Source organism: Microbulbifer sp. TYP-18 (assembly GCF_040932045.1).
GTDB lineage: Bacteria > Pseudomonadota > Gammaproteobacteria > Pseudomonadales > Cellvibrionaceae > Microbulbifer.
The window spans coordinates 1-2,125 of sequence record NZ_JBFRBC010000071.1; the positions used below are offsets into that span (position 1 = coordinate 1).

Consider the following 2,125-nt stretch of genomic DNA (forward strand, 5'->3'; position numbering starts at 1 on the left):
GCGGTTGTAAAGGCCGGTCTGCGAGTAGAAGACGGAGGTATAACTGTCGCCATCGGAAGACGTATTGCGGCTATAGGTGTTCGTCTTGACGCTTTTGGTAACCGCGTTGGTGATATTGCTCACCGTGCCGCCACTGGCATTATTGAAATTGCCCCTGGCACGGTTCAATACCGTACCACTTTGGCTGTTGCCGCTGTAGGCCCACAACTCAAACGCCAGGCTGGTGGCGCTATTGTTCATCGACGAGGTATCGACATAGACCCAGCTCTGCCCGGTGGGCACGTCTACATTTTTGGTTTTACCATCGGCAACAAATTTAATCGATTCTGTACCGGGGGGAAGATCATAAACTTTGATCCGTTCTGGAGAGGTTTTGGTAGCACCTCCACTGCCGGTATAGGCACCCCAGGTTTGGCCGTTAGTGGTCATAGAGACGGTGATATCCCGATTCGGATATGTAGTCCCTCGATAGTGGTCCCATGGGCCGTCGACGGTATAGGTACCATTAGCAGTAACAGTGACAGATTTAGAGCTTATACCATTAATGTTAATATTTATTTTTGCACCAGTAGCGTCTCTCAAACCCGAAACCGTAAATGTCACTTTTGCTACGGCGTCAAAGTAATATTCGCCACCACCCGCCAAAGGCTCACTCCCTACTATTTGCATGCGAACACTGGAGTAAGTAACCGTTACATCCCCATAAGCCTCCACTTTCCCTGGATAGCTCGCAGACTCGGTGCCCTCGGTAGCATAAGTAGTCTCATCGATTCTGGCTGAGTCATTGTAAGCCAGGCTCATACTACTCGAACTGCCCTGCCTGGAGGATTGATAGCCCGCAGACAGCCAGAACTTGTTTACCTCCGGTAAATGCTCCAGGCCTACCCCCTCACCCGGCAGACCCACGCTACCACTCTGGTGAGAGGCCGCACTGCTATACAGATCCACCGCGTGCAACACCAGCCCGTCGGGATCAACAAACGTCAGGGAAACAGCGGCGGCACTGGGATCCAACGCAATCGCCATGCCGCCACTCCAGTTGTACTGGGTGTTGTTCATCACCACAGTGCCACTGTCATTCCTCGCCAGCACCTTGACTTTGGCGGTGGCCCCAAACACGCTGGCTACGTCGCTGCTATCGAGGGTAAGCGTGTTGTTGTCCACGGCCCAATCAAGACTTGGCATCAACGCCAATGGGTTGTTCTGTGCATCTTCGAGCGCACTGTCCGCGGCGCTGTCATCCGCCTGCAGGAAGTCACTGGTGACATCGTAATTGTAGGTGTTGGTGGTAACTACCACTTCCTCCCATCCGTACTCGGTATCACCTACGGTTTTGGGCATAATAATATGCACCTGCTCCACCACTTCGATGCGGTTGGTAAACACGGTGATAGTGCGACCGCTATCGAGTGTGACCTGGCGGCTGGTATAGTGGTGCAAGGTGTCCCGTTCGATATAGCCTTTCGGTTTGGGCAGTAACTCACCGGGATCAATGTCTGGCGGGTCGATGCCTGGGTCGGTGCTTGAGCCGCTACTCGAACCGGTGCTCGAATCGATGCTAAGTGCAATGCGCGGCATCAACTCGAGGAGGTCGGATTTCTGCTGCTCGGTGAGGCCCAGTCCCTCGAATTTGAGACGCGGGTCATCGGCAGCCAGATGCGTCAGCTCGTCGGTATTGTCCACCCACGACAGGCTGGCGTTGACGGCATTGGCACCTCCGGGGTTGCTGGCAAAACCCTTGCCCTCGTCGTCCACGTAGTTGATGTTGTTGTCACGGATGGTGCTTTGCGCGCGCTCGGCGGGTATACCGTATTTGTTCTCCACATAGGTATCGGCAGTGTTGGGCATACCGCTGCTGTTGAGATCGATCCAGACCGTGGAAGGAGGAGACACACTGCTACCGGTTATCTCGGCATCGCCGATGCCAGTGATAGTGGGATCAGTACCCGCATCGCTGCCCACCACATTAGTCACTTCGGAGCCATCGTTGTTCACATCCCAACCCACATCCAGATCGGGGTTGTCAACGGGGGTATCCAACGGAGCATCCACCACCGTAATTAACTGATCCTCCTTATCGAACAGGCTGTATTTCCACTGGGTCTCACTTTGCGTGATTTCATTC

At 54.1% G+C, this 2,125-nt stretch carries 1 protein-coding gene; it reads right to left on the reverse strand.

What is annotated here, in order from left to right:
* A partial coding sequence (locus tag ABVT36_RS18880; protein WP_368457945.1) for a hypothetical protein occupies positions 1-2,125 on the reverse strand: 2,125 nt, incomplete at both ends.